Origin of the sequence: Niastella populi (genome assembly GCF_002078015.1) — a bacterium.
In the GTDB taxonomy this organism is placed as follows: Bacteria; Bacteroidota; Bacteroidia; order Chitinophagales; family Chitinophagaceae; genus Niastella; species Niastella populi.
Map to the genome: position 1 here is coordinate 1 of NZ_LWBP01000049.1, position 2,905 is coordinate 2,905.

The 2,905-nt window shown below is 44.8% G+C and carries 1 protein-coding gene; it reads left to right on the forward strand.

Translation table 11 applies throughout. The features are described from left to right. Positions 1-305: 305 nt before the first annotated feature. The coding region (locus A4R26_RS06700; RefSeq protein ID WP_242674839.1) for a non-ribosomal peptide synthetase at positions 306-2,905 on the forward strand (2,600 nt) is incomplete at its 3' end.

Consider the following 2,905-nt stretch of genomic DNA (forward strand, 5'->3'; position numbering starts at 1 on the left):
ATATTTTGGACGAAAACCGTAACCCGGTTGCAGCAGGGGTTCAGGGAGAGATATATATTGGAGGTGAAGGAGTAGCACGTGGGTATACAAACAAAGAGCTAACCGGTCTTAGTTTTATTGAAAGCCCTTTTGTAGCTGGAGATCGCTTATACCGGACCGGAGATTTTGGGTCATGGTTAAACAATGGTTCTATTTATTGTTCCGGGCGTAAGGATCAACAGGTCAAGATCCGGGGATACCGCATAGAGCCTGGAGAAATAGAGCATGCCTTAGAGCAAAATAAAGAGATACAGCAAGCTGTAGTGTTGGCCAAAGAGAACGAGTCGGGAGAAAAGGAGCTGGTAGCCTATATCACTTCCAATGTTGAGCAAAATACGCTTGATTTAAGATCCTGTTTAAAAGATAGGCTGCCCGGATATATGGTTCCGGCTTACTTTGTTCAACTTGAAGCCATGCCATTAACAGCTAATGGGAAAGTGGACAAGAAATCCCTGCCTGATCCGGAAGGACTGGGATTAACGAGTGGTGTTGAATATATAGCTCCACGAACAGCGTTGGAAGAGAAGCTTGTAAAGATCTGGCAACAAGTTCTGCAGCGGGAAAATATTGGTGTGTTAGATGACTTTTTCGTATTGGGAGGCCATAGTTTAAAAGCTATACGCCTGAGCAATGAATATCAAAAGGAGTTATCAGTAAAGCTGAGTTTGAAAGAGCTGTTCGCTCATACCAGCGTAGTTTCGCATGCCGCGCTGATAGCATCTTCAACCAGAGAGGCGTTTGTTCAGATAGAAAAAGTAACTTATCAGGTAAGTTATGCTATCTCAGATGGCCAAAGAAGACTCTGGGTATTGAGCCAGTTTGAAGGCGGTTCGGCAGCATATAACATACCTGGAAGCATTTACCTGAATCAGGATATTGATATCGAAAACTTCAGGCGCGCGATAGATGCCACTATCGAACGTCATGAGATCTTAAGAACTGTTTTCAGGGAAGATGAGTCAGGAGAGATGAGGCAATGGATACTGGAAAGAAAAGACCTGGGCTTTTCAATCGACTACCACGACTTTAGAAAAGAGGCTGAGGGGAAAGAAAAAGCAGAAGCGTACATCGCGGCAGATTCCTACCGGGCATTTGATTTAGCAAAAGGGCCTTTACTCAGGGCAGCCTTACTTCAGGTAACGGAAGCGGAATATGTATTTTACTTCAATATGCACCATATCATCAGCGATGGCTGGTCAATGGAGGTATTGTCCAAAGATGTATTTAAATACTATGAAGCTTATAAGGCAGGCAAAGAACCTGGGTTAGATGAATTGAGAATCCAGTACAAGGATTATTCCGCATGGCAGTTGGTGCAGTTGAACGGGGAGTCATTTAAAGCACACAGAGCATACTGGTTAGGTAAACTTTCGGGCGAGTTGCCCCGGCTGGATCTTCCGGGCGCCAAACAGCGTCCCCGGGCGAAGACCTATAACGGGCATAGCTTAGCTACTTACCTGGATAAGGCAAGTACGGCTAAACTAAAACGATATACACAGGAGAATGGAGGCAGTCTGTTCATGGGCCTGCTGGCTACCTGGAATGTGTTGATGTACCGCTATACTTCGCAGCGAGATCTTATCATAGGTACTCCCGTAGCGGGCAGGGAGCATGCGGATTTGGAAGACCAGATCGGGTTCTATCTCAATACGCTGGCGTTAAGAAATGAGGTTAATCCTGAAGAAAGCTTTGATCGTTTTTACCAGGCAGTAAAAGAGGAAACCTTAAAGAGCTATAACCACCAGGTGTATCCTTTCGATCGCCTGGTAGAAGAATTAGACCTTCAGCGGGATACGAGCAGAAGTGCAGTGTTTGATGTCATGCTCATTCTGCAAAACAACGGCGAAAGGATCGAAGGGGTTGAATTATCAGAAGAAGCGTTAAATCAGATTTTAGATCAGGGCTACAGCACATCAAAATTTGATATAGAGATTGCGGCTCGGGAGATAGGCGATTATCTGTCCCTGAACGTTGTATTCAACCCAGACGTGTATGAGAAGGCGATAATTGAGGGTTTGATCAGGCATTATAAGCAACTGTTAACCGCGCTGCTGGAAACCCCTGAAGAGAAGATCTCACAAATAAACTACCTGTCAGAAGAAGAGAGACATAAGCTGTTAGTCACCCACAATGATACCGCAGTAGTTTATCCGAAAGACAAAACGATCGTAGACTTGTTTGAAGAGCAGGTTTCCAGAACACCCGATCATATAGCGGTAGTATTTGAGGATAGGGAATTGACCTATCAGGAACTTAATGAGCGGTCGAATCAGCTGGCTCATTACCTGAGAGATAATTATGATATCAAGCCTGATAATTTGATAGGTATTAGACAGGAGCGGAGTGAGTGGATGATGGTGTCGATACTCGGTGTGTTGAAATCAGGCGGAGCCTATGTTCCTATCGATCCTGAATACCCTCAGGAAAGAATAGCGTATATAGAAGAGGATACCAACTGTAAGGTAAGCCTGGATGAAGCTGAATTAAGCAGGTTCAAAGAAAATCAGAAGCGTTATTCTGGAGAACCGGTGACTACCACAGCTAAAGAGGATCATCTTGCTTATGTGATCTATACCTCAGGTTCTACAGGTAAACCCAAAGGAGTAATGGTGGAGCATGGCGGCCTGGTGAACAGGATGCGCTGGATGAAGCGGGACCTGAAAGTAACGGAGGCGGATGTATTCTTGCAAAAAACACCTGTAACTTTTGACGTTTCGGTTTGGGAGCTATTCCTCCCATTGATTGGTGGAAGTAAGCTGGTTTTCGCAAAGCCGGATGGTCATAAAGATCCGGTTTATTTAGACAGGATATTAGCGACTCAGAAAATCAGTATCCTCCACTTTGTTCCGTCTATGTTAAGTGCAGC